This window comes from Bosea sp. BIWAKO-01 (assembly GCF_001748145.1).
Lineage (GTDB): Bacteria > Pseudomonadota > Alphaproteobacteria > Rhizobiales > Beijerinckiaceae > Allobosea.
Map to the genome: position 1 here is coordinate 104,066 of NZ_BCQA01000001.1, position 23,747 is coordinate 127,812.

Below are 23,747 nucleotides of genomic sequence, written 5' to 3' on the forward strand. Positions count from 1 at the left end.
GCCGTGACCCGGACGATCAGGCCCCTGGTGAAGCCGCAATCGCTGCACGTCTCCGTGCTGGAAAGCGTCAAGGCCTATATCGACGAGAGCGGCCTGCCCCCGGGCAGCCAGCTTCCGCCGGAGAACGACCTCGCCCAGCAGCTCGGCGTCAGCCGCAACTCGGTGCGCGAGGCGGTCAAGGCGCTGGAATCGGTCGGCATCGTCGAGACCAGGCGCGGCATCGGCATCTTCGTCAGCGACTTCTCCTTCGCCCCGCTGCTCGACAACCTCGCCTTCGGCCTGCGCGGCAGGCTCGATGATTTCGAAGAGCTCCTGACCATTCGGCGCGCGCTGGAAGGCGCGCTGATCGGCAGGACGGTGCAGGTGATCGGCGCCGACGACATCGCCGAGCTGCGCGCCCTCACCGCAAAGATGAAGGCCAGGGTCGATGCCGGAGAGAGCTTCCTCGAGGAGGACCGGCGCTTCCACCGCACCTTGTTCCGCTGCCAGAACAACCAGCTCCTGCTGAAGCTGCTCGACATTTTCTGGCAGGCCTTCGTCAAGGCCTCGGATTTCATCAATCTCGAAAATCGCGATCCGGTCGCAACCTGGCGCGATCACCACGAGATCGTCGAGGCCGTCGCGAAACGCGACGCCGAGACGGCGCGCGAGCGCCTCGACCACCACTATCACGGCATCTCAAAAATAATCGCAGCCAACAAGGCGGCGAGCTGATGGGAGGTTACGATGACCATGAGGACGTATCGTAGGGCGCTGATCGGCGCCGCATTGCTGGCCGGCACGATGATGACGCCGGCTTTCGCCCAGATGAAGACGATCACCGGAGGCTTCGATGTCGGCCCCGGTGGCCTGCAGGGCAATTTCAACCCGATGACGGCGCCGGCCGGCTACACCTGGCTGAGCACCTATTTCGAGCCGCTGGTGACCTATGATGCCGGCCTGACCAAGCTCGTACCGGCGTTGGCGACGAGCTGGGAGGTCAGCGACGACAAGCTGAGCTACACGTTCAAGCTGGCGCAGGAGACCTGGCATGACGGCCAGGCCTTCACCGCCGACGACGTCAAGTTCACCATCGCGCTCAACAAGAACCCGAAGACCGCGAGCCTGCTGTCTGCGCGCCTGGCGGCCATCGACAGCGTCGAGGTCAAGGACCCGCGCACCGTCGTGGTCAGGCTTTCCAGGCCCGACAACGCCCTGATCGTCAGCCTGACCAAGATGATGATCCTGCCGGCGCATGTGCTTTCGGGGATCGCGCCCGAGGACATGGCGAAGAACGCGCTCTGGTCGACGAAGCCGATCGGCACCGGCCCGTTCAAATTCGTGCGTTACGAGACCGACCGCTTCGTCGAGCTCGCCGCGCATGAGAGCTATCGTGGCGGCAAGCCCAAGGTCGACCGGCTGATCAACCGCTACTTCGCCAATGCGGCCGCCGCGATCTCGGCGCTGCGAGCCGGCGAGATCCAGTTCACCTATATCGAGTCCGACGACGTCCCGACCTTCAAGGGCAACAAGGACTACACGATCATCGAAGGCGCCTCCTACGTCGCCAACTATATCGGCTTCAACAACCAGGTGCCGCTCTGGAACGACATCCGCGTGCGCCAGGCGGTGATGCACGCGATCGACCGCAACGCGATCATCGAGAGCCTCTACAAGGGCGCCGCCAAGAAGGCCGATTGCGGCTATGTCGAAGGCAGCCTGATCCCGAAGGGCCTCGAGGCCTATGCCTACGACCCGGCCAAGGCGACCCAGCTGCTCAAGGAGGCCGGCTGGGACAAGATCAACGGCGCCAAGCCGATCACCTGGCTGACCTATTACAACAACCCGCTGACCGCCAATGTCATGGCCGCCGTCCAGTCCATGCTCGCCCAGGTCGGCATCAATGTCGTGCCGCGCGCCCTGGACCCCGCCGGCTATAACGCCATCGCCATGTCCCGGACGTCGAACCCGGCTGATTTCCCCCTGGTCTATGCCGGCTTGCAGAACGGCCCCGATCCCGGAACGCTCAATCTCGGGCTGAACGAGAGCCAGATCCCGCCCGTCGGCCAGAACTTCCTGCAGATCAAGATCCCCGAACTCAATAGCGCGCTGAACGCGGCCGTCGCCGAGACCGATCAGGCCAAGGCGACGACGAAATACCAGGATGTCTGCGCCGTCATGAACAGGACGCTGCCCTGGGGCACGATGTGGGTCGCCAATCGCTATGGTGTCGCCTCGGTCAAGCTCAAGGACTTCGTCTGGACGCCGGCGCCGGGCGGCGGGCCGTTTGCGGCCACGCCGGAGAAATGGTCGATCGCGCCCTGAGCCGGCTGGAGGGCCGAAAAGGCCCTCCCTCGTCCCTTCGACGACGGACTGACCCATGCTTGGCTTCTATCTGAAACGGCTCGCCGCCGGTCTGATGATGCTGATTGCGCTCAGCATCATGGTCTTCGTGCTGCTCCGGCTGGCACCCGGCGACCCGGTCGACGCCTATCTCAATCCGCTGGCGCCGCTGAGCCAGGCCGAGATGGACGCGCTGCGCCAGCGGCTCGGCCTCGACCGGTCCTGGCCGGTGCAATATCTCGTCTGGCTCAGTGCGGCGCTCGCCGGCGATCTCGGCTACTCCATCGACAGGGCGGGCGTGCGCGTGCTGCCGCTGCTGGTCGAGCGCACCGGGCCGACCCTGCTGCTGATGCTGACCGGCCTTGCCATGGCGATCATGCTCGGCATCGCGGCCGGCGTCCTCGGCGCGGTCAAGCGCAACTCCGCCCTCGATATCGGGCTCGGCCTGGTCGCCTTCGTCACGATCTCGACGCCGGCCTTCCTCAACGCCCTGCTCGGCCTCTATGTCTTTGCGGTGGTGCTGCGCTGGGCTCCCTCGGGCGGGATGCTGACGCCGGGCGCGCCCTTCTCGCTCTCCGACCTGCTGGCCCATCTCATCCTGCCCGCCTCGCTGCTGGCGGGCGTCTATTCCGCGCTGTTCATGCGCTACATGCGCTCCTCGATGATCGAGGTGCTGAACCAGGATTATCTGCGCACGGCGCGTGCCAAGGGCGTCGGCGAGTTCGCGGTCATCGTCAGGCATGCCCTGCGCAACGCCGTCCTGCCCGTCATCACCCTGATCGGCTCGACCATCGGCATCGCCATCGGCGGCGCGATCTTCATCGAGAGTGTCTTCGACTGGCCGGGCATGGGGTTGCTGATGGTCAAGGCCGTCGAGACCCGCGACTACCCCGTGATCATGGGCGCGACGCTGCTGATCGGTGCCGGCGTCATCCTGGTCAACCTTCTGACCGACCTTGCCTATGCGGTGGTCGATCCGCGCATCCAGGTGAGATGATGAACGCGGATGCGAAGATCGCCGCGAGCGCGGTCCCTCTGCGAGGCCGCAGCCGGAGCCCGCTGCAGCGCGCGCTCGGGCGCTTTCTTCGCAATCGCGCGGCGATCGCGGGACTGCTCATCCTGGCGCCCGTCCTGCTCGCCGTGCTGACCTACCCGCTCTGGTGGCGCCACGCGCCCAACAGCATCGATCTGCGGGCGCTGAATTCTGGACCGACGGCAGCCCATTGGCTCGGCACCGACGGCGTCGGCCGCGATACGCTGGCCCGGCTGCTGCAGGGTGGGCGGATCTCGCTGCTGATCGCCTCCGTCTCGGTCGCGATCTCGCTTTGCGTCGGCTTTGTCGTCGGCGCGGTCGCTGCCTTCGGCGGGCGGGCCCTCGACGGCATGATCATGCGCCTGGTCGATCTCGCGATGACGCTGCCGCCGGTCATCCTGCTGCTGGTGCTCGCCTCGATCACCGGCACGGGCATCCTGCCAACGATCTTCGTGATCTCCCTGCTCTCCTGGCCGGTGCTGTCGCGCATGGTGCGGGCGCGCCTGCTGGAGCTGCGCGAACGCGATTTCGTCGTCGCCTCGCGCGGCTTCGGGGCCGGTCTCGGGCACCTGCTCTGGCGCCATGCCCTGCCGAACTCGCTCGATATCCTCGTCGTCTACGCCACCCTGCAGGTCGCCAATGCGATCCTGCTCGAAGCCGGCCTCTCCTTTCTCGGCATGGGCATCGTCCCACCCGAAGCGAGTTGGGGCAACATGCTGAGGGCCGCGCGCTCGACCGTCGTGCTGGAGCTGCACCCCTGGCAATGGATGCCGGCCGGCGCCGCGCTGGTCGCGACCGTGCTCGCCATCAATTTCATCGGAGACGGGCTTCGCGACGCCTTCGATCCCCGCGCCGACATCACCTGATCAAAGCAGAGAAAGTCAAAGCTCCATGGCACGTTTCCACGGTGTGGTTCCCCCGGTCGTCACCCCACTGACACAGGATTTCCGGGTCGATTACCCCTCATTCACCCGCGTCATCGAGCATCTGCTCTCGGGCGGCGTCGACGGGCTCTTCGTGCTCGGATCGACCAGCGAGGTCGTCTTCCACGGCGATGACGAGCGCCGCAGGATCATCGAGCATGCCGTCAAGATCAATAACGGCCGCGTCCCGATCTTTGCCGGGGTGATCGACCCGACGACCGATCGCGTCATCCAGCACGCCAAGGCGGCGCAATCGGCCGGCGCCGATGCGCTGGTCGTGACCGCCCCCTTCTACACCCGCACCAACCAGGCCGAGACGATCGACCATTTCCGCTATGTCCGCGAGGCGGTCGATCGCCCGGTGATCGCCTATGACATCCCCGTCTGCGTCCATATCAAGCTGGAGCGCCGGACGACCGTCACGCTCGCCCGCGAAGGCACCGTGGCGGGCCTGAAGGATTCCAGCGGAGACGACGGCAATTTCCGGTTCGTGCGGCAGGACCTCGCCGACATGCCGGATTTCTTCGCCATGACGGGCTCCGAGATCGTCGTCGACAACGCCGCGCTGATGGGCGCGCAGGGCGTGGTCCCCGGCCTCGCCAATGTCGACCCCAAGGGCTACGTCAAACTCTGGCGGCTCAGCCAGGCAGGCAAATGGGACGAGGCCCGCAAGGAGCAGGAACGGCTCTGCCGCCTGTTCGAGATGGTCTGGATCTCGCTCGGCCGGACCAGCGCCGGCTCGGCCGGCGTCGGCGCGTTCAAGACGGCGATGCAGCTTCTCGGCATCATCGACACCAACGTGATGGCCCGCCCGCAACGCTCCCTCAACGCCGAGGAAGCGACAACGATCAAGGCCATCCTCCGCGAGACCGGGCTTCTCGGTTGACCGGAGGACGGTCGCGACAATTCCCGGGCAAACGGACGAAATGCCGGCGTTCCCGGCGCCAGAAAGGACTGAGCATCACGGGCAGATGTGACTGGCCTCACTGAAGCCTGAGGCGCTCGAGCACCCTTTCGTGCAGTTCGGGGCTGCCGCTGGCGACGCAGCGGCGGCCGGAATGGATCGTCAGCGGCTTGCCTTCCCAGTCACTGATCGCGCCGCCGGCATTGCGCACGATCGGGGCAAGGGCGCAGTAGTCGAAGGCGTCGAGCCCGCTATCGATGCTGATGTCGAGCGCGCCATCGGCGACACGGCCATAGGCATGGCAGCCGCCGCCATAGACGCACCATCTCGTATCGACCCTGAGCCTCTCGAAGGCGGCTCGCTCCCTGACGTCGAAGGGCTCCGGATTGCCGTTGCCGAGGGTCGCATCACTGAGCACCGTCCCCTTGCGCGAGGCGACGGCCTCGCCATTGCGCTGCGTCGGGCTTCCGTCGACCCCGACCCAACGTTCCCTGGTGACGGGGTTGTCGATGACGCCGAGGATCGGCACGCCCTGAAAAGCCAGCGCAATCAGGGTGCCGAAGGTCGGAATGCCGGTGATGAAGGCCTTGGTGCCGTCGATCGGGTCGAGCACCCAGACAAAATCGCGATCGAGCCCGACCGAGGCATATTCCTCGCCAAGGATGCCGTGGTCGGGATGCGCCACCTCCAGCGCACGGCGCAGGCTGGCCTCGACGCGCCGGTCGATCTCGGTGACCGGGCTCCTGTCGGATTTCGTGTCGAAGCTGCGCCGCTGCGCGATGGCGTCGCGGATGATCGCGCCGCTCTGGTCGGCCAGGTGTTCGGCAAAGCGGGCGAGCGCGGGCAGGTCGGTCTTTGTCAGGTCAGGCTTCGACATGTTGGTCTCCGACGATCACGGCCGATGGGCGCAGATCGCGTTGGTGCCTGGCGAGCCGGTATTCGAGCGCTCGCAGGGCTGCGGTCAGGACGGTGGTGATGAGGAGATAGATCGCGGCCGCCGTCACGAAGAGTTCGTAGGGCGCGAAGGTGCGGGCGACGATCGTGTTCGCGGTGCCGGTCAGCTCCATGATCGTGATCGTGCTCGCCAGCGAGGTTGCCTTCAGCATGCTGACGACCTCGTTGGTGTAGGCCGGCAGCGCCAGCCGGACGGCGCGCGGCAGGATGATGATGCGGTAGGCCAGCGAGCGCGACATGCCGAAGGCGCGGGCGGCCTCGATCTCGCCGGCGGGCACGGCGCTGATCGCACCGCGCAGGATGTTGGCGGTATAGGCGGCGGTATGCAGCGAGAAGGTCAGGACCGCGCAGAACCAGGCCTCGCGGATATAGGGCCAGAGCGCGCTGTCGCGGACAAACTCGAACTGCGCGACGCCGTAATAGACCAGGAAGATCTGTACCAGCAGCGGCGTGCCCCTGAAGAACGAGATGTAGAAGGCCACAGCCGCGCGCACCGGCCGCGGAGCCTCCAGACGCGCAATCGCGAGCGGGACCGCCAGGAGCAGGCCGAAGAGCAGCGAGGCCGAGAGCAGCTGGATGCTCAGCCAGGTTCCCCGCAGCAGCGCCGGGATGCTTTCGATCATCAAGGCGGTGTTCATCGGGCAAGCTCCCGCTCGCCGCGCGAGGCGCGGCGTTCCAGCATCGCGACGAGCAGGCCGTTCGACGTGGTCAGGATGTAGAAGATCGCCGCCGCGACGAGATAGAACCGGAAGGGTTCGCCCGTGACCGAGGTCGCCATGGCGCTGACACGCATCACTTCTTCCAGGCCGACGACCGAAACCAGCGAGGTATCCTTGATCAGCGAGATCCAGTTATTGCCGAGTCCGGGCAAGGCGAAGCGCCACATCTGGGGCAGCCGGATCGTCACGAACGAATCCCACCAGGAGAAACCGAACGCATCGGCCGCCTCGATCTGCCCGTTCGGGATCGCCAGGAAGGCGCCGCGCAGGACCTCGGCCGCATAGCCGCCGAAAACGAGGCTGAGCGCGAAGACCCCGGCTGCGAAGGCCGGGATCTCGACGAAGCCGCCGGCGTTGTTCATCGCCTTCGACAGGCCGCCCAGCGCGACCGAGCCGCCGAAATAGACGATCAGAATGATCAGCAGCTCGGGCGTCCCGCGCATCACCAGCGTGAAGAAGAAGCCGATCTTGCGGACCAGCCACCAGCGCGAAAGCTGGGCGAGCGCTCCCAGGATGCCCCAGATGAAGCCGAGCAGCAGCGATGCGAGGGCGACCTCGATGGTGGTGACCACGCCGCGCGCGACCTGGCCACCCCAGCCCATCAGCAGATCCATCTTGGCAACCTCCGGCTGGCGGATGGCGGGCGGACGCTGCGCGCGCCCCGCCCGACCCCGACCCGATCAGGGCAGAACGCTGAAGGACCAGTAGCGGTCGTTGATCGCCTTGAAGGAGCCGTCCTTGAACGATGCGGTAAGCGCCGCGTCGACTTCGTCGCGCAGCGCGCTGTCGGCCTTGCGGATGCCGACACCGACGCCCGGGCCGAAATAGGACACGTCGTTGATCTCGGGACCGATGAAGGTGAACTTCTCGCCGCGCGGCTTCTGCAGGAAATCGCCATCGAGCTTGATCGGCCCGGCGAAGACGAGGTCGATCCGGTTCGACTGCAGATCGAGCAGCATGTTGTCGACCGTGTCGTATTGCGCGACCTTGGCGCCCGCGAATTCCTTGGTCATGTATTGCTCATAGGTCGAGGAGCGCTGGATGCCGACGGTCTTGCCGGCAAGGCCGGCCGGGTTGGGTTTGCCGTCAGCCGCGACCGGCGAAACCTTGAGCGCCTTCGACCCGATGAAGCGGGCCGTGGAGGAGCGGTAAGGCACGCTGAAATCGATGGTCTTCTTACGGTCCTCGGTGATCGACATGCTGGCCAGCAGGAGGTCGAATTTGCCCGCCAGCAGAGCCGGTATCATGCCGTCCCATTGCTGGCAGACGAAGATCAGATTGGCGTTGAGACGCTTGCCGATCTCGCGGGCGACATCGATGTCGAAGCCCTGGAGTTCGCCCTTGGCGTCGCGGAAATTGAAGGGCGGATAGGTGCATTCGCTGCCGACTTTGATGTCGCGCGCCAATGCGGCGGAGGCGAATGCGCCGACGAGGCCGGCCGCTATGACGAGATGCTTGAGCATCAGACTCCCCTTTTCGTTGACGGTCGTAATCACAGGACCCGCTGCAGGAAGGAGCGGCAGCGCTCCGAGTTCGGGTTGCCGAGAACCTGCTCGGGAGGGCCGCGCTCCTCGACCACCCCCTGATGCAGGAACAGGACTTCGCCGGAGATCTCGCGGGCAAAGCCCATCTCATGGGTGACGATGATCATCGTGCGGCCTTCCGCGGCGAGCGCCCGCATCACGGTAAGCACCTCACCGACCAGCTCGGGGTCCAGCGCCGAGGTCGGCTCGTCGAAGAGCAGGAGGGCCGGCTCCATGGCGAGAGCCCGGGCGATGCCGACGCGCTGCTGCTGGCCGCCGGAGATATGCTGGGGGTAGGAATTGCGCTTGTCGATCAGGCCGACCTTCTCGAGATAGGCCTCGGCGCGCTCCGTCGCTTCGCGCCGGCCGAGACCCAGCACCTTGATCGGGGCGACGCTGACATTCTCCAGAACGGTCAGATGGGTCCAGAGATTGAAGCTCTGGAAGACCATGCCGATGCGGCTGCGCATCCGATTGATCTGGCGCCGGTCGAGGCGCGCGCCACCCCTGCCCTGTTCCAGCCGGATCATCTCGCCGTCGAAGGCGATGGTGCCGGCATCGGGCAGTTCGAGAAGATTGATGCAGCGCAGGAAGGTGCTCTTGCCCGAGCCGCTGGCGCCGATCATCGTGATGACGTCATGGGCCCGCGCCGTCAGGTCCAGCCCCTTGAGGACCAAGAGCCCTCCGAACTGCTTGCGAATGCCTTTGACGTCCAGGACGTTGCTCGGTTCGGCGCAGTTGATTGGTTTGGCGATCATGGGACCCCGCTGCTGTCCGGGATGATGCGAAGGCGCCGCACGCGCCCCAAGGTCCAATTCTCAGGTTTCGTCATGGTCCAATCCTGCGCGCCGCTCACGCGCTGGGCAGTATGCCGGCGGGATTGGCGCCCCGTGCTCTTCAGCCGGCTGCCCGGGCTTCGCCTTGCCGTGCGGAGACCTCCAGAATGACGTCGGCGACCGTTGTCGCTCGCGCCGGGATCTTCTCCGTGCGCGTGTTGCCGAAGCCGAGGATCAGGCCTTGCCGGACGGCCCCCCGGCAGTACAGCGACAGCGCCGGGCAATCAAAACCGCGTCGGGACAGGGCGCTGGCGACGGCGATGTCGTCGAACGGCCCGTTTGGGTGAAGGGTCATGTGCAGGCCGGCGGTGACATGGGGAATGGTGAAGCGCTCGCCCAGTCTCTGCAGCAGGCAATCGGCCAGAAGCAGCGAGCGCTCGCGATAGATCGCGCGCATGCGGCGCAGATGCGCGGCGAGATGGCCTTCCTGCATGAAGGCGGCGACGAGCGCCTGATCGGGCTGCGGCGCATAATGCGACAGCGCCCGCTGAGCCAGCGTGAAGGCCTCGACGAGGTCGGGCGGCACCACGAGATAGGCCAGGCGCAGTCCGGGCGCGAGCGCGCGGTTGAACGAACTCGTATAGATTACGCGGCGATGGCGATCCTCGGCGAAGAGCGATGGCTGCGCCTGTCCGGACCAGCGGATCTCGCTGTTGAAGTCATCCTCCATGACCCATGCGTCATGGGCATGGGCCCAGTCGAGGACGGCTCGCCGACGTTCCGCCGGCATCGAAGAGCCGAACGGGAACTGCTCCACCGGCGTGACGACGATCAGTTTCGCCGGCGCGCCACCGTCCGGGTCGCAGGGGATGCGCGCGGCATCGAGGCCATCCGCGTCGACAGGGACAGAGGTCGTCTTCAAGCCACAGAGCGAGAAGGTCGCGAGCTGCGTCACGTGCCCGGGATCCTCGACGATGACCTCGTCGCCGGGATCGAGCAGGACATGGGCGACGAGCGCAGCGGTCTGCAGCGTGCTGCCGACTACGATGATCTGCCCGGGCTGACAGGAAACGCCGCGCGTCTCGGCGAGATAGGTCGCGATCTGGGCCGCCAGGCTCGGGCCATGCCCCGCAGAGCCATAACCGGTCTGCGACATCGCCCGGGAACGCCAGTGCCGTGCCGCTATCTGGCTGAAGACCTCGTAGGGGAACTCGTCCAGCGCCGGGACGCCCGGGCTGAGATCGAGCGCTTCCGAGCGCTCAGGCGGCAGGCCGATCCCGATCAGCCGCTCGGCGCGGGCCGAAAGAGCCGGAACAGGCCGCTCGGGGCTGTTCGGAGCGTGAGCAACCGAGACGCGATGGTCTTCGGGCAGGACCCGGTCGACGAAGGTGCCGGAGCCACGGATGCGCCTGACATAGCCTTCGGCTTCGAGCTTGTCATAGGACTGGATCACCGTGTTGCGGGCGAGCGAGAGCTCCCTGGCCAGCATGCGGCTGGGCGGAAGGCGCGTGCCCCGCGCCAGCCGCCCGTCCATGATGCTTTCGCGGAACTGAGCGAAGATCTGTTCGTAGAGCGGCTTCTCACTCTCGCGGGCAAGCTGGATCAGGTTCCAGGCCGGATAGTTGAATTGGGCCACGGTTCGACCTCGCAAGCGACGCGGCCAATCTGACCGAAACCGACCCGCGAGGGAAAGCCCTTGATCGGCAGAGCGCGCTTGCCGCCCGCGCCTACCCTATGATGTCGCAAGGCTCGCGAGCGCATCCTTGATCGCCGGGAGCTCGGTAGCCCTGCGCAGGAACTGCGACAGCGCCGGCATTGCATGCGCCCGCGCGATGGAGACCGCCATCGCCTGCCGGATCTCCATGAACGGCTCCTCGATGAAACGAAGCCCTGGATGGGACGCAACGAAAGCCTGCGACGGCTGGCGGATGCCGGCGCCGGCCTCCAGCCCTGCCTCCAGGAAATGCGGCAAGGCTTCGGCGGAGGTCGGCACGCGGACGAGCTCCGCGTGGCGCAGCATCCGGCCGAGATGAAGATCATAGGCCGCGCCACGGCCGACCGCGATGCGATGACCCGGCCGGTCGAGCTCGCCTGGGCGTTGCCAGGGAGCGTCCCGCTTCACGACAAAAACGCCCTCGATGACGATATAGGGATCGCTGAAGGCAATCTGCCTTGCGCGCTGCGGATCGATCGCCAGAAAGGCGATATCCCAGGCCCCGCCCTGGCAGGCTTCGACGACACGAGCCGCCGAGTCGTAAGGCTGGAGTTCCAGATCGATAGCGAGGGCGCCCGCGAGTTCCCGCGCCAGCGCAACACTGACGCCACCAAGTTCGCCGCTCCCCGGGAAACGCTGCGCCAGCACGGGATTGCCGAGATTGATCGCGGCGCGCAGCTTGCCGCCGGGCGCAAGAACCTCGGCCAGATTCATTCCCGGCGTCCGTTCGCGGACGAAGCGGGCTCGCCGACGACCGCCTTTTCCTGCGCAGCGCCCGAGAGATGTCGTTCAAGCTCGGTCGCGGCGGTTGCCTTGTCGCCCGACAGCAGCGGGGCAAGGATGGCGAGATGTTCGTCGCAGACACGGCGCACGCGCTCGCGATCGAGCGGGCGGCCATATTCGATCAGGCGGCGCAGATGGTTGAGGCGTGTCAGCGTCTGCACGACGAAACGGTTGCCTGACATCGCCGCCAGCGTTTCGTGGAAGGTGGAGTTGATCTCGAACAGCTCGACCTGGCTCAGGCTGCCATAGCCGCTGTCGCGCACGAAACGCTGCTGCTCGGCCAGGACGATGAGGCGGGGTCGGTCCGGCACGAACTCTTCGGAGCGCATGGCGGTCGGCTCCATCATCTGCCGGAAACGATAGTTCTCGCGATAGGCATCGATCGTGTCGATCAGCGGCTGAAACGCCCAGCCTCGCCCTTGCCGGCGCTCGATCCAGCCCTCGGATGCGATCCTCGCCAGCACATTGCGCAACCGTGCCCGCGAGAGGTCGTAGCGGCGGATCAGCTCGTTCTCGCTCACCGTGTCGGGAAGAACCTGGTTCAAGCGGTCCATGGCGATGGCGAGGTAGACGCCGGCGTCGTCATCCTCCCCCTCCGTCGCCGGCTGGCTCTCCGCCGTTGCCGACGTATCCTTGAGAAAGAACCCCTTGTTCGGGCGCTTCTCCAGCACGCCTGCCTCGGCCAGATGCGCCATCGCGGCACGGATCGGCGTCCGCGAGGCGCCCAGCACCGGCAGCAGCGAATCCTCGGTCAGGTGATGGCCACTCTGCCAGCCCGACAGCCGCGCATGCGACAGGATCTGGCTGGCGAGCTTGATCTGGAGGGACGTCGGCGCAGCCGTCATTCGATTCCTCTGCAATCCATCTGGCCATTCACCTGGCAAGCGACGAGGGCACTGCGATTTCGCCCTGCATCAGCCGGCGCGCAGTGCGGAACAGGACAGCGCTGTCTGCCATCCAGCCATCGCCGGCATGCCGGACAACCGCACCTACCGACACCAGCCCGGACGGATTGGCAACCCTCACCTCGCCTGCCGTGTTGGCGGGGCGCGACAACCGGTTGGGTAGGGTTCCCTCAATCTGCGTCGCCACGCCGAGATTGAGGCCGCCGGTCCCGGGGATCGCCCGGTGCGCCCGCTGCATCGAGATCATGCGCGTGGCGATGTCGAAGGCATCCTCGCCATGGCGCTCGCCATCGAGTCCGGTGAAGGGCCTGGGCGCGGCCACCATCGCGATGCGGGGGGTCTGGAGCCCTATGCTATCAGGCGTCGGTCCCAGTCCGATCATGACGCCAGCGTAGCGGCGCAGCTTTTCGAGAATGGCCATGACACCCGGCCGCGCCTCGATCTCATCGGGCGTCTCCGATCCGTCGAACCCGAAAGCCGTGGCATCGACATAGACGATCAGCGAGGTGGCATCGACGATCGACAGCTCGAAACGGCCCTCGCTGCCAAGGTCGGCATGGTCGAGAACGCGGCCGCTCGGCAGCAGCTTTCCCGTGACAGCGCCGGCCGGCTCAAGGAAGTCGAGCCTGATCCGCGAGGCTGCGCCGGCAACGCCGGCAATGACATAATCTCCCGCGGTTTCGGCCTTGCCAGCCCGGACCTGGAAGCGGGAGTGGATCAGCTTTTTCGTGTTGGTCTGGTGAATGCGGACCAGAACCTCGCCGTCGGAGGCCGGCACAAGGCCCTCATCGACGGCGAAATGCCCGACGGCAGAGGAGAGGTTGCCGCAATTATTGCTCCAGTCGGCAACCGGTTCGTCGACCGCGATCTGAACGAAGGTGTAGTCGACATCGGCATCGGGATGCGTGGACGGACCGATGATGACCGCTTTCGACAGGGAGGAGATCCCGCCGCCCATCCCATCGAGCTGGCGGCCGTAAGGGTCCGGACTGCCGAGCGCCGCCAGCAGGATCGCGCTGCACCGGTCCCGGTCCGTGGGCAGCTGGCTCGCGCTGAAGAACACGCCCTTGCTGGTTCCGCCCCGGTAGAACACGGCGGGAATGAAGTGCTGGCTCATGCGGTCCTCGCGATCGGCAGGTCGGCGCCCATATAGTCACGCCAGACGAAGGGCAGAATGCCGCCATGGCGCCAATAGGTGATATCCTCGGGCGTATCGAGCCGGATCGTCAGGGGACAATCGAGCGTTTCGCCGGTCTGGCGCGTGACCCGGCAGATGACGGTAGCACGGACGCCGAAATCGCCGTCGAGCCCTGCAATATCGAAGGTCTCGGTGCCGTCGAGCCCAAGCGTTTCCGCCGATATCCCGTTCTGGAACTGCAGCGGCAGCACGCCCATCCCGACGAGGTTGGTTCGGTGGATCCGTTCGAACCCCTCCGCGATCACCGCCTTGACGCCAAGCAGGGCCACGCCCTTCGCCGCCCAGTCGCGCGAGGAGCCGCAGCCGTAGTTCTTCCCGGCGATGACGACGAGCGGCGTGCCGCGCCTGAGATAGTCCTGGGCCGCCTCGAATATCCGCATCTGCTCGCCCTCGGGCATCAGCCGGGTGAAGCCGCCCTCCACTCCGGGAACGATACGGTTACGCAGCCGGATATTGGCGAAGGTCGCCCGCACCGCGACGTCATGGTTTCCGCGCCTGGTCGTGTAATTGTTGAAATCGGCCTTCATCACCCCATGCGCGATGAGAAAATCCGCAGACGGCGTGCCAAGGCTGATGGCGCCGGATGGCGAGATGTCGTCCGTCGTGATGGAGTCGCCGAGAATCGCAAGCGGGCGTGCGCCGGAAATGTCGAACTGCCGCGACGGCTCCGCACTCAGTCCCTCAAAGTAGGGTGGCCGGCGCACATAGGTGCTGTCGGCCTGCCAGTCGAACAGCGCCGATGGCCGTGTCGCGAGACGAGCCCAGGGCTCCCCGCCATCGAACAGGTCGACATATTTTTCCGCAAACACATCAGGCGTATAGGCGCTCTCGACCAGCGCATCGATCTCGGCTGAGCTCGGCCATATATCGGCAAGGAAGACCGGTTGGCCGTTTGAATCAATGCCGAGCGGCTCGCTGGTGATATCGATGGTCAGCGATCCCGCGATCGCATAGGCGACGACGAGTGCGGGCGAAGCGAGATAGGCCGCCCGGACATTGGGGTGGATCCGGCCCTGGAAGTTGCGGTTTCCGGAGAGGACCGCTGTCGCCAGGACGCCGCCCTGCTCGATCGCATCGGCAATCGGCGGGAGAAGCGGGCCCGAACCGCCATTGCAGGTGGTGCAGCCGAAGCCGACGACCTGAAAGCCAAGGGCATCGAAGTCACGCTGAAGACCGCAGCGTTCCAGGATTTCGGCGACGACATGGCTGCCGGGTGCAAGCGAGGTCTTGACCCAGGGTTTTGACGTCAGGCCCCTGAGCACGGCATTGCGGGCGACGAGGCCGGCCGCGATCATCCCGACAGGGTTCGAGGTGTTCGTGCAACTGGTGATCGCGGCAATGGCGACGTCGCCATCCCTGATTCCGAACTCCGTCCCAGCCACCGGAAAGCGCTCGGCGGAGGGGTTGTGCCCCGCGATCTCCCGGCAATGTCCGGCGAAGGCGGTCGCCGCCACCGAGAGGTCGAAACGATCCTCCGGATTCTTCGGCCCCGCCATGGAGGGCTCGATCTCGGCCAGATCGATGTCGATGACGAGATCGTAGCTCGGTGCGGGTGTCGCCTCGTCGCGCCAGAGTTTTTGGGCGCGCGCATAGGCTTCGATCAATGCAATATGCTCGTCCGAACGAGCCGTCATCGCGAGATACTCGATCGAACGCCGGTCGATCGGGAAATAGACGGCGGTCGCGCCATATTCGGGCGCCATGTTGGCGATGGTTCCGCGGTCGGCGACCGACAACGCCGCCACGCCCGGACCGAAGAACTCCACGAATTCTCCGACGACGCCGACCTGGCGCAGGCGCTCGGTGATCGTCAGGACGAGATCGGTGGGCATGACGCCGTCGCGCAGGCGGCCCGTGACCTGAACGCCGATCACGCGCGGCAAGGCGATCACGACCCCCTTGCCCAGCATCACGGCCTCGGCCTCGATCCCGCCGACGCCCCAGCCGAGAATGCCGAGGCCGTTGATCATCGGGGTATGGCTGTCAGTGCCGACGCAGGTGTCCGGCGAGGCCAGTACGCCCCCCTCGAACGCCTCCGTCCAGACGACCTGACCGATCTTCTCGAGATGGAGCTGGTGCATGATGCCCTTGCCGGGGGGCACCACGCGGACACGGTCGAAGCTCTCCGAGCACCAGCGCAGGAAGGCGAAGCGTTCAGCGTTGCGGCGGTACTCCATGTCGAGATTCAGCCGCGGCGCGTCGCGCGTGCCGAAATAGTCGACCTGAAGCGAGTGGTCGACGACGATATCGACCGGAACGGCTGGATTGACGCGACGGGGATCACGCCCGGCCGCGGCCAGGGCATCGCGCAATGCGGCCATGTCGACCAGCATGACCTTGGCCAGGATGTCCTGACCGAAGATCCGGGTCGGCTTGAAGTTCAGCGCAGCCCCGGTCTCCCGCCTCAGCAAGGCGTCGACCTGCACGCTGGTGTCGCGTCCCTCGACGACCTGCTGCCGCAGCAGGTTTTCCAGCACGATCCGCAGCGAGAACGGCAAGCGATCGATGCCTTCCGCCCCGGCGATCGGAACATAATTCAGCCTCTGCGAGCCGCTGCTCAGCGCAGCGATCCTGGCGTCCACGGGCATACGATCCTCCCTTGCGTGTCGGCTTTGATTATATCTTGATTATCTAAAAAACAAGAGTTACGGATATCCAAAATACAATCTTGATCACCACGGGGAGGACACCATGCTGCGCAGAACATTCATCTCGATCGCTATGGCGGTTAGCGTTTCCGGGGCGGCGCTCGCCGAGCCGGCCAAGGTCATGGTCCCGGCAGGGGCCGGCGGCGGCTATGACACCACGACCCGTCTCGCGCTCGGCATGCTCGACAAGGCAGGGCTGTTCAAGGATGGGGCGGTCTTCACCAACAAGCCCGGTGCCGGCGGCACTTTGGGGCTGGGTGAGTTCATCCGGACGAGCAAGGGGCAGGACAATGCCCTGATGGGCATGGGCGTGATCCTGCTCGGCTCGATCATGGCGACCAAGGGATCCCTGCCGATCACCGACACGACACCGGTCGCGCGGCTGACCTTTGAATATAACGGGCTCGCCGTCCCGACGACCTCGCCCTTCAAGACCGTCAAGGACCTGACGGATGCGCTGAAGGCCAATCCGGGCGCCGTATCGTTCGGCGGCGGCTCTGCCGGCGGTGTCGACCACATCATTGCCGGCATGATCGCCAGGAGCGCCGGGGTTGCTCCCGCACGGATCAACTATATCGCCTATGGCGGGGGCGCCGAGGCCGTCACCCAGCTCGCCGGCGGCAAGATCGCCGTCCTGGTTTCCGGGGCGTCCGAGCTGAAGGGCCTTGCCGATGCCGGCCGCGTCCGGATCATCGCCGTCACCTCGCCGGAACGGCTGCCGGAGGTCGAAGCGCCGACCCTTAAGGAAGCGGGCGTCGATGTTGCGATGGGCAACTGGCGCGGCATCGTCGGCGCTCCCGGCATGTCGGCTGCGGCGCAGCAGAACTGGGTCGAGCGGCTGGAGCGCATGACCGCCCAGCCGGAATGGAAGGCGGAACTCGCCAAGAGCGGCCTGCAGAATGCCTTCCTCGGAGGCAGCAAGTTTGGCGCCTTCATCGCGGAGGAAAACGCCCGCATCCGGCCGATCCTCGAAGAGCTGGGGGTGGCGAAGTGAAGCCAGCGATGGGTTCGACGGCCCCGGCGCAGCGATTGCTGCGCTGGGGACTTCCGCTCGCCGTGGCCGGTCTTGGTGTCGCGGTGCTCACGGATGCCGCGCACCTGCCTCTGACCCAGGCCTATGCCGGCATCGGGCCGGGCTTCTTCGTCCTTGCGGTTGGGCTCGTGCTGACAGCGCTTGGAGGCGCGCTCGGGTATCAGGTGGCGCGGGGCGCCCGCTTCGAAGCCGAGGAGACCGAGGGCGCAGACCTGACGCAGCCGATGTCGTGGACCGGCTTCCTGACCGCCGCCGCCGGGGTCTTTCTGCCCGTCGGACTGATCAGCTATGCAGGGTTCCCGCTCGCCGGCGCGGTCGCCTACGCCTTCGTCACCCGCGCCTATGGCTCGCGACGGCCGCTCGCCGACCTCGCGATCGGTCTCGCCGTATCGACCGCTACCTGGTTCGCCTTCACGAAACTGGGCGTGCAGCTCGGCGGCTTCTTTCCGCTCGGAGGGCTGTGATGTCCGTTCTCGATGCGCTGATTCATGGCTTTGCCGTCGCCGCGCAACCGATGAACCTGCTTTGGGCGCTCGTCGGCTGCGCGCTCGGAACTGCGATCGGTGTGCTGCCCGGCATCGGCCCGGCCTTGACCATCACGCTTCTGCTGCCCGTGACGGTGACGCTGTCGCCGACAGCAGCCTTCATCATTTTCGCAGGCGTCTTCTATGGCGCCATGTATGGCGGCTCGACCACGTCGATCCTGATCAATACGCCCGGTGAATCCGGCTCGATGATCACGGCGCTGGAAGGCAACAAGATGGCCAAGAACGGCCGCGGCGCAGCCGCGCTGGCAACGGCCGCGATCGGCTCCTTCGTGGCCGGGACCATCGGCACCATGCTGCTGACGATCGCTGCTCCGGCGATCTCCGAGATCGCCTTCGTCTTCGGGCCTGCGGAGTATTTTGCCCTCGCCGTGCTCGCCTTCACCTCCGTCTCGGTCGTGCTCGGCACCTCGATCCTGCGCGGGCTGGTCTCGCTCTTCTTCGGGCTCTTCCTCGCGGTCATCGGCACGGATTTCCAGTCGGGCCTGCCGCGCCTGACGCTCGGCGTTCCCGAACTGGCCGATGGCGTCGGCATCACCATCGTGCTCGTCGCGATGTTTGCCGTCGGCGAGATCCTCTTCGTCGCAAGCCGCCTCAGCCGGGAGCCCCAGAAGCTGATCGAGGTCAAGGGCCGGATCGCGATGACCCGGGAGGACTGGAGGCGATCTTGGAAACCATGGCTGCGCGGGGCGGCCATCGGCTTTCCGATCGGCGTCATGCCGGCGGGAGGATCGGAAATCCCGACGCTTCTCTCCTACACACTGGAGCGGCGTCTTTCCGAGAATCCCGAAGAGTTCGGACATGGCGCCATCGAAGGTGTCGCCGGGCCGGAAGCCGCCAACAACGCAGCTGTCGCCGGTGTCATGGTGCCGCTGCTCACGCTCGGCCTGCCGACCTCGGCGACCGCGGCCGTCATGCTCGCCGCCTTTCAGAACTACGGCCTGACACCGGGCCCGACCCTGTTCACCAGCAATCCCGAGCTGGTCTGGGGCGTGATCGCCTCGCTCTATATCGGCAATATCATGCTGCTGGTTCTCAACCTGCCGATGGCGCGGGTCTGGGTGAAGCTGCTCGCCATCCCCAAACCCCATCTCTATGCGGGGATCCTGATCTTCTCGCTGGTCGGGGTCTGGGGGTTGTCGCAGTCCTGGGTCGATCTCCTGATCCTCGGCCTGCTCGGCCTTGTCGGCTACGGCTTCCGCTGCTGCTCGGTGCCGATCGCGCCCGCGCTGATCGGCCTGATCCTGGGACCGATGGCGGAACTCCAGTTGCGCCGCGCTCTGGCGATTGGACAGGGTGACCCGCTGGTCCTGGTTTCGTCGCCGGTCGCGGCGATCCTTCTCAGCCTGGCGCTAGCGCTGCTCCTCTTCCCGCTCCTGCGGTTCTGGCGGCAGCGTTCGCAGGCTGATCTCGTCAAGGTCGCCTGATCCCCCGATCAGGCGCTCCCATCCGGAGGCTCCAAAGGGAGTCGTGACGAGATCACGGCTCCCTGTCTTGTGAGCGACGGCAGGATCAGCCGCTCGCCGACGCTTCGGTCGCAGCTGCGCTCTCCCGGATTGCCCGAGCCTGCTGCGCATTCTCCCGCCGCAACAGGCGCTGGTAGGCCAGCCCGATGCCGACGAGGCTCGCGCCGAGGCCGATGAAGGAGAGCGCCCGCAACAGCCCTTCCAGCCCGGCCATGTCGACCAGGAAAGCCTTGCAGATCGCAATGGTGACGACCGCGAGCGAGGCCAGGCGCAGATCCTTCGATTGCAGGCGGAAGCCGAGCGCCAGCAGCGCAACGCCATAAAGCAGGATCGCGGCCGAATAGACGTAGAGCTCGGTTGCGCCGATGCCATCGGCCAGGAGATCGGGACCGACGAACCAGCGCCGCACCTCGATCAGCACATAGGCAAGCGCACCGATGATCGCAGTCGCGCCAAAGATCCGCCGCGGCAGCGCGGCTGGAACGAATTCGCGCGTCCAGCGCGCCGCAGCGAAAGCAAGCAGCGCCGGCATGAGATAGCCGACCAGGGCATTGTCCAGGATGAACAGGCCGGCCAGCGGGACCTCGCTCAGCAGCGGATTGGCGACGACGCCCGAGAGAACCGCGAAGACGGCGCAGGAGGCGATCGCCGCACTCTCCGGGCGCAAGGGCACAGCGCGCCCCTGGATCGTGACCGTGCCGGCGATCATCGCGGTAATCGCCATGATGAAACCGATCGCGGCGTAGCAGCCGGCTTCGGCCAGCGTGACCGGTTCGCCCGAGACCAGCAGCGGCCCATGGAAGCCGTGGCGCAGCAGCAGGAAAGCACAGAGCGCCGCGCCCGCCCATGCCGTCCTGGCGAAGGCCCGGCTGATTGCGGGCCGGGCATCGCGCAGCCAGAAGGCTGCGCCGGCAAAGACGAGGACGACCGCGCCATAGCCCCACAGGATCCGGTTGAAGATGACCGGGCCGGAGACGCCACTCTGGTCGAACAGCGGGTTGCGGACGATGCCGAGCGCCAGGGCAGCCCAGCCGATCGCGGCGAAGGCGAGCACGCGCAGGACCAGCCGGGTGACGCGGTTCTGGGCCGCCTCGTGCCAGATGCGCGCGGCTGCAGCCAGGGCGAGCAGCGTGATCGTCACGATGACCGCCTCGATGAAGCCGACCGTCTCGACCGAGCGCGGCGCCAGTTCCGGGCCGGCAAAGGCCTGCCGGACGATCAGGACCGCGCCGAGCGAGACCAGCACCGCCGCGCAGGCGGTCAGGCATTCGCCGATGCGCGAGCGCACCTGCCCGCGATCGAGCCGGAAGCCGAGCAGGCCGAGCGCGCCGCCGGCCAGCACATAGAGCAGGAGCCGGTTGAAGATCGGTGGCCCAAGCACCGACGTGCCGTCGAAGAGCGGGTTGAGCAGGCCGCAGAGCCCGGCGAGGCTGAGGAGGAGCAGGAGGGCCGCCGTGATATCGGCCGCCGGCCCAAAGACGCGCCCGCCCAGGCGGCGCGCCAGGGCTTGCAGGCCGGCGCCGATCAGGCCGAGCGCCACGAGATGGGCGACAGCCTCCTCGAACAGGCGGTTTCGCGGCAGGCCGGAGTAATGGCCGGCGATCAGCCTGATATCCGGGACGAGCTCGGGGCCGGCGAAGAACTGCCGGATCTCGAGCAGGATGAAGGCCGCGCCGAAAATGGCCGCCAGGGCCTCAAAGACGCTGCGCGGCCGGTCCTGCTTGCCACGCAGCGCCAGCGCGCCGATGGCAAAGCACAGGGCCGGCCCGGCATAGGCGGGGATGACCCAGTTGACGAGAGGCCAGGAGCCCATGTCGGAGACAATCGGCTGCCAGACCAGGCGCGCGAGCGCGGCCGTCGCCAGGGCTGCGGACATGCTGCGCAGAAGCGGGATCGGGCGCAGGCTGGCGATGATCGCGACGCCGGCCGCGGCAACGGCAAGCCCGACCACGAGCCAGGTCTCGCGCAGGGCAAAGGCGACGGCGAGGCCAAGCGCGATCGCGCCGCCGGCGGCGTAAGCCGCCGAGCCGATCAGGGCCAGCGGGTTTGTGCGGGAGCGCGTGCTGCGCCGCTCGACCGGCAGCAGCATTTCGGAGGCGGCAAACAGGGCGACGGCCAGCAGAAGCGAGAGCGCCGCAAAACCGGGCGAGCGCTCGAAGCCATTGCTGCGCAGCGCCGTCGCCAGCAGCAGGCAGATCGGCCCAAGCGCGGAGGCGAAGGCGAGGCAGCCGCGGATGATGAAGCCGCCGGCGCCAGCGCCCTTGCGCAGGAGCAGTGCGTAAAAGGGCAAGCCGCCGACGATCAGGGCGAGCAGCGCCGCCGTCCACCGGATGCCCGGCCCGGCATTGCCGGTGATGCTCAGCCGGACGATGTCGAGGACGAGATCCGGCGAGAGACCGAAGGCGCCCTGCACGCTCGGCCAGAGCAGCACCATGCCGGCAGCGGCGGCCGCGGCAAGCGGCGCCAGCGGGGCAAGATCGCCGTGCCGGACGGCAGCGACAATGGCGACCAGCACGGTCGTCAGGATGGCGAGATGCAGCAGCACGGGGCCGCCCTGGGCCGTCCACAGAACCCCGGACAGGACCAGCGGGGTCGCGATCGCGGCAAGGCCGATGCCGTCGAAGCCCGCAACGGGCCAGGCGCTCCGGGCTGTGCTGCCCCTCAGTTTCGGCCATTCCTTCAGCAGCCCAAGCGCCAGCACCGCACCCGCAACGAGCAGGAGGGAGGACCAGGTCGGGCTCTCCCCGGACAACCCGATCAGGGCGGTCCAGACGCCGTGGCCGGCGACGGCGCCCAGCGTCACCACGCGGCTCGGCTGCCTTGCATGCAGGAGAAAGGCGACGGCCGTGACCAGCGTGAGGAACAGGGAGAGCGCGGAAAAATTCGGCGCGGAACTCGCGACCAGCAGCGGCGTCGCATAGGAGCCGACCAGGCCGAACAGGCCGAGCACCGGGCCGTGCAGCAGGGATGCCGCGAGCGCAGCAAGCCCGATCAGCCCCATCAGCGTGAAAGCGAGGCCCGGCCCGATGAATCCATGGATCGCATGGGCGGCATAGACGACGCCGAAGCCGCTGAGCACGCTGACGCCGGCAAGAACCGCGGGGATATTGGCCCCGCCGAGCCGGCCGAGCGCGCCCGGCCTCTCGCCGAGATCGGCGAGCCGATCGCTCCGCCTGAGATATTCGCTGGCCGCGGCCGCGACGAGCGAAAAAACCGCCCCCAACAGCAGCCGCATGCCGGGGCCGAAAACCCCCGCCTCTATGGAATAGCGGACCAGGAAGAGCCCGCCGAAGGCGAGCGCAATGCCGCCGCCCCAGACGGCCCAGCGCGAGCCGATGGCCTCCTCGAAATCGCGGCGGGGTGCGGCCGGCACGGGGTCCGGCGCTGCGATGGTATCCAGCGGCGGTGCTTCGGTCTCAACGTCCCGCGCCAGTTCCGTCGTCGCGGCGGCCTGCTCCGGTCGGAGCGCCTCTGCAGCGAGCGTGTCGGCAGGCAGCCGGGACGCGACGATGGCTTCGGATTCGAACTCCAGCGCCGCCGGATGTGCCGCCTCGCTTGTGAGGGCTGTATCCTCCGCTGGGGCAAGCTCGCGATGCAACGGCTCCGCAACGACGACGTCGTCATCGGCCTCAGCCTGGCCGGTTTCCCCGCGGGCTTCGCGCAGCGTGGAGAGGGCAAGCCGGAGCTGGTCGATCTCCTCCTGCTGCTTCGCGGCCAGGGCCAGCGCGCGATTGGCGCGCGAGAGGGAGGAGAAGGCGGCCCAGGGAACGGCGATGAGGAAGCCAATGACGGCAAGGCCGAGAATCACCAGAGCTTCCAAGGCAGGCCCTCAACCTTAAGTCGTTCGCCCCCGACACTTAGGGCACCGGGCCCGGAATTGTCTAATCTCGGCCGATCGACCTACCAGCCGGCCAGGCTCGCCCTCCAGATCGGCCGCCATGTCAGCATTCCAAGTGCTGCGCCGATCACGAATCCCACGGTGCTGGCAGCGAACCCGTCCCCTCCCTGAAACCAAGGCGGAATGATACTTCCGCTGGTGCTGAAGAGAGGCAAGCCCTTGACTGCAACCACATAAGCCGCGCCCACGCTGAAACTCACCGCCAAGGCGAGCAGGATGGTCAGTGCGATGCCGAGGGCCATGGCGGCGGCGAATATGATGAGCGGTCGCATCGTGTCACCGGAACATGAAACCCTGCGTCACCCTAATGGGCTGCCTGGCTAGTCCGCAAACCGATCAGAGGTTATCGGCCGCCACTGCCGCCACGGTCACAGACTGAAATAAGCGGGCGGCGACATCAGCG

Annotated in this window: 20 protein-coding genes; 8 read left to right on the forward strand and 12 right to left on the reverse strand. The window is 66.7% G+C overall.

The features are described from left to right. Nucleotides 1-3: 3 nt before the first annotated feature. The 5 genes from BIWAKO_RS00505 to BIWAKO_RS00525 are packed head-to-tail and all read left to right on the forward strand — an operon-like array spanning nt 4 to nt 5,164. On the forward strand, nt 4-714 hold the full coding sequence (locus BIWAKO_RS00505; protein ID WP_069882039.1) for a FadR/GntR family transcriptional regulator: 711 nt from the start codon (nt 4-6) through the stop codon (nt 712-714). Nucleotides 715-726: 12 nt separating this feature from the next. After that, nucleotides 727-2,304, forward strand: coding sequence for an ABC transporter substrate-binding protein (locus BIWAKO_RS00510; protein ID WP_069876853.1), 1,578 nt, complete (start codon nt 727-729; stop codon nt 2,302-2,304). Between the two features lie 55 nt (nt 2,305-2,359). Continuing rightward, entirely contained in the window at nt 2,360-3,319 is a 960-nt protein-coding gene (locus BIWAKO_RS00515; RefSeq protein ID WP_069876854.1) for an ABC transporter permease, read from the forward strand. Next, complete coding sequence (locus tag BIWAKO_RS00520) at nt 3,319-4,221, forward strand: ABC transporter permease (RefSeq protein WP_069882040.1); 903 nt, start codon at nt 3,319-3,321, stop codon at nt 4,219-4,221. The genes BIWAKO_RS00515 and BIWAKO_RS00520 overlap by 1 nt, the downstream gene beginning before the upstream one ends. Before the next feature lie 25 nt (nt 4,222-4,246). Next, entirely contained in the window at nt 4,247-5,164 is a 918-nt protein-coding gene (locus BIWAKO_RS00525; protein WP_069876856.1) for a dihydrodipicolinate synthase family protein, read from the forward strand. A gap of 97 nt (nt 5,165-5,261) precedes the next feature. On the opposite strand, the gene BIWAKO_RS00530 is transcribed toward BIWAKO_RS00525, so the two are convergent. The 10 genes from BIWAKO_RS00530 to acnA form a co-directional block, all read right to left on the reverse strand. Continuing rightward, nucleotides 5,262-6,059 carry an inositol monophosphatase family protein gene (locus BIWAKO_RS00530; protein WP_069876857.1) on the reverse strand — a complete coding sequence of 266 codons (798 nt, stop codon included), beginning with the start codon at nt 6,057-6,059 and terminating at the stop codon, nt 5,262-5,264. After that, entirely contained in the window at nt 6,046-6,774 is a 729-nt protein-coding gene (locus BIWAKO_RS00535; RefSeq protein ID WP_069876859.1) for an ABC transporter permease, read from the reverse strand. The genes BIWAKO_RS00530 and BIWAKO_RS00535 overlap by 14 nt, the downstream gene beginning before the upstream one ends. After that, nucleotides 6,771-7,469 (reverse strand): ABC transporter permease, encoded by a 699-nt coding sequence (locus BIWAKO_RS00540; protein ID WP_069876860.1) that lies wholly within the window; start codon nt 7,467-7,469, stop codon nt 6,771-6,773. Before BIWAKO_RS00540 ends, BIWAKO_RS00535 begins: the two co-directional genes overlap by 4 nt. Nucleotides 7,470-7,535: 66 nt before the next feature. After that, a complete protein-coding gene (locus tag BIWAKO_RS00545; protein WP_069876862.1) occupies nt 7,536-8,318 on the reverse strand; it encodes a transporter substrate-binding domain-containing protein in 783 nt (260 codons plus the stop codon). A gap of 29 nt (nt 8,319-8,347) precedes the next feature. Beyond that, entirely contained in the window at nt 8,348-9,136 is a 789-nt protein-coding gene (locus BIWAKO_RS00550) for an ABC transporter ATP-binding protein (RefSeq protein ID WP_069876864.1), read from the reverse strand. Between the two features lie 139 nt (nt 9,137-9,275). Beyond that, nucleotides 9,276-10,790, reverse strand: coding sequence for a MocR-like pyridoxine biosynthesis transcription factor PdxR (gene pdxR / locus BIWAKO_RS00555; protein ID WP_069876865.1), 1,515 nt, complete (start codon nt 10,788-10,790; stop codon nt 9,276-9,278). Nucleotides 10,791-10,886: 96 nt separating this feature from the next. Further along, nucleotides 10,887-11,582 (reverse strand): transporter substrate-binding domain-containing protein, encoded by a 696-nt coding sequence (locus tag BIWAKO_RS00560; RefSeq protein WP_069876866.1) that lies wholly within the window; start codon nt 11,580-11,582, stop codon nt 10,887-10,889. Beyond that, entirely contained in the window at nt 11,579-12,496 is a 918-nt protein-coding gene (locus BIWAKO_RS00565; protein WP_069876867.1) for a GntR family transcriptional regulator, read from the reverse strand. The genes BIWAKO_RS00560 and BIWAKO_RS00565 overlap by 4 nt, the downstream gene beginning before the upstream one ends. A gap of 28 nt (nt 12,497-12,524) precedes the next feature. Then, entirely contained in the window at nt 12,525-13,673 is a 1,149-nt protein-coding gene (locus BIWAKO_RS00570; RefSeq protein ID WP_069876868.1) for a 2-methylaconitate cis-trans isomerase PrpF family protein, read from the reverse strand. Continuing rightward, on the reverse strand, nt 13,670-16,342 hold the full coding sequence (gene acnA / locus BIWAKO_RS00575; protein ID WP_069876869.1) for an aconitate hydratase AcnA: 2,673 nt from the start codon (nt 16,340-16,342) through the stop codon (nt 13,670-13,672). The genes BIWAKO_RS00570 and acnA overlap by 4 nt, the downstream gene beginning before the upstream one ends. Nucleotides 16,343-16,445: 103 nt before the next feature. On the opposite strand from acnA, the gene BIWAKO_RS00580 reads away from it, so the two are divergent. The 3 genes from BIWAKO_RS00580 to BIWAKO_RS00590 are packed head-to-tail and all read left to right on the forward strand — an operon-like array spanning nt 16,446 to nt 19,407. After that, on the forward strand, nt 16,446-17,396 hold the full coding sequence (locus BIWAKO_RS00580) for a Bug family tripartite tricarboxylate transporter substrate binding protein (RefSeq protein ID WP_069876871.1): 951 nt from the start codon (nt 16,446-16,448) through the stop codon (nt 17,394-17,396). An 8-nt stretch (nt 17,397-17,404) separates the two neighbouring features. Beyond that, complete coding sequence (locus BIWAKO_RS00585) at nt 17,405-17,899, forward strand: tripartite tricarboxylate transporter TctB family protein (RefSeq protein ID WP_069876872.1); 495 nt, start codon at nt 17,405-17,407, stop codon at nt 17,897-17,899. After that, a complete protein-coding gene (locus tag BIWAKO_RS00590) occupies nt 17,899-19,407 on the forward strand; it encodes a tripartite tricarboxylate transporter permease (RefSeq protein WP_069876874.1) in 1,509 nt (502 codons plus the stop codon). Before BIWAKO_RS00585 ends, BIWAKO_RS00590 begins: the two co-directional genes overlap by 1 nt. A gap of 85 nt (nt 19,408-19,492) precedes the next feature. Here the strand turns inward: BIWAKO_RS00590 and BIWAKO_RS00595 are convergent, their stop codons facing one another. Both BIWAKO_RS00595 and BIWAKO_RS00600 read right to left on the reverse strand, forming a co-directional pair. After that, the gene (locus BIWAKO_RS00595) at nt 19,493-23,266 is read right to left on the reverse strand and encodes a DUF2339 domain-containing protein (RefSeq protein ID WP_069876876.1); all 3,774 of its coding nucleotides are present in this window, start codon (nt 23,264-23,266) and stop codon (nt 19,493-19,495) included. Between the two features lie 80 nt (nt 23,267-23,346). Next, nucleotides 23,347-23,616 carry a hypothetical protein gene (locus tag BIWAKO_RS00600; protein ID WP_069876878.1) on the reverse strand — a complete coding sequence of 90 codons (270 nt, stop codon included), beginning with the start codon at nt 23,614-23,616 and terminating at the stop codon, nt 23,347-23,349. Nucleotides 23,617-23,747: the final 131 nt, after the last annotated feature.

Bases quoted from the DNA above. Each gene is read 5' to 3' on its own strand.
- BIWAKO_RS00565 (WP_069876867.1), bottom strand. From the start codon at position 12,496: ATGACGGCTGCGCCGACGTCCCTCCAGATCAAGCTCGCCAGCCAGATC.
- BIWAKO_RS00550 (WP_069876864.1), bottom strand. From the start codon at position 9,136: ATGATCGCCAAACCAATCAACTGCGCCGAACCGAGCAACGTCCTGGAC.
- BIWAKO_RS00515 (WP_069876854.1), top strand. From the start codon at position 2,360: ATGCTTGGCTTCTATCTGAAACGGCTCGCCGCCGGTCTGATGATGCTG.
- BIWAKO_RS00510 (WP_069876853.1), top strand. From the start codon at position 727: ATGACCATGAGGACGTATCGTAGGGCGCTGATCGGCGCCGCATTGCTG.
- BIWAKO_RS00585 (WP_069876872.1), top strand. From the start codon at position 17,405: ATGGGTTCGACGGCCCCGGCGCAGCGATTGCTGCGCTGGGGACTTCCG.
- BIWAKO_RS00520 (WP_069882040.1), top strand. From the start codon at position 3,319: ATGAACGCGGATGCGAAGATCGCCGCGAGCGCGGTCCCTCTGCGAGGC.
- BIWAKO_RS00600 (WP_069876878.1), bottom strand. From the start codon at position 23,616: ATGCGACCGCTCATCATATTCGCCGCCGCCATGGCCCTCGGCATCGCA.
- BIWAKO_RS00540 (WP_069876860.1), bottom strand. From the start codon at position 7,469: ATGGATCTGCTGATGGGCTGGGGTGGCCAGGTCGCGCGCGGCGTGGTC.
- BIWAKO_RS00560 (WP_069876866.1), bottom strand. From the start codon at position 11,582: ATGAATCTGGCCGAGGTTCTTGCGCCCGGCGGCAAGCTGCGCGCCGCG.
- acnA (WP_069876869.1), bottom strand. From the start codon at position 16,342: ATGCCCGTGGACGCCAGGATCGCTGCGCTGAGCAGCGGCTCGCAGAGG.
- BIWAKO_RS00570 (WP_069876868.1), bottom strand. From the start codon at position 13,673: ATGAGCCAGCACTTCATTCCCGCCGTGTTCTACCGGGGCGGAACCAGC.
- BIWAKO_RS00545 (WP_069876862.1), bottom strand. From the start codon at position 8,318: ATGCTCAAGCATCTCGTCATAGCGGCCGGCCTCGTCGGCGCATTCGCC.
- BIWAKO_RS00530 (WP_069876857.1), bottom strand. From the start codon at position 6,059: ATGTCGAAGCCTGACCTGACAAAGACCGACCTGCCCGCGCTCGCCCGC.
- BIWAKO_RS00535 (WP_069876859.1), bottom strand. From the start codon at position 6,774: ATGAACACCGCCTTGATGATCGAAAGCATCCCGGCGCTGCTGCGGGGA.
- BIWAKO_RS00525 (WP_069876856.1), top strand. From the start codon at position 4,247: ATGGCACGTTTCCACGGTGTGGTTCCCCCGGTCGTCACCCCACTGACA.
- BIWAKO_RS00580 (WP_069876871.1), top strand. From the start codon at position 16,446: ATGCTGCGCAGAACATTCATCTCGATCGCTATGGCGGTTAGCGTTTCC.
- BIWAKO_RS00590 (WP_069876874.1), top strand. From the start codon at position 17,899: ATGTCCGTTCTCGATGCGCTGATTCATGGCTTTGCCGTCGCCGCGCAA.